General features: G+C 67.9%; 1 protein-coding gene. It reads left to right on the forward strand.

The window, feature by feature from the left end:
- Positions 1-315: ATP-binding cassette domain-containing protein (locus tag JK359_RS38655; protein ID WP_201844419.1), on the forward strand; the 315-nt coding region annotated here is incomplete at both ends.

Consider the following 315-nt stretch of genomic DNA (forward strand, 5'->3'; position numbering starts at 1 on the left):
TCGCTGAACCCGCGGCAGACGGTCGGCAAGATCATCTCGGGGCCGATGGAGATCAACGACATCAGCCCGGCCGGGGGCCGCGAGAAGCGGGTCCGTGAGCTGCTGGAGATCGTCGGTCTCAACCCCGAGCACTACAACCGCTTCCCGCACGAGTTCTCCGGCGGCCAGCGCCAGCGCATCGGCGTCGCCCGCGCGCTCGCCCTGGAACCGAAGCTGATCGTCGCCGACGAGCCGGTCTCCGCCCTGGACGTCTCCATCCAGGCCCAGGTCGTGAACCTGCTCCAGAAGGTGCAGAACGAACTCGGCATCGCGTTC

It is taken from the genome of Streptomyces actinomycinicus, assembly GCF_016741775.1.
Classification (GTDB): Bacteria; Actinomycetota; Actinomycetes; order Streptomycetales; family Streptomycetaceae; genus Streptomyces; species Streptomyces actinomycinicus.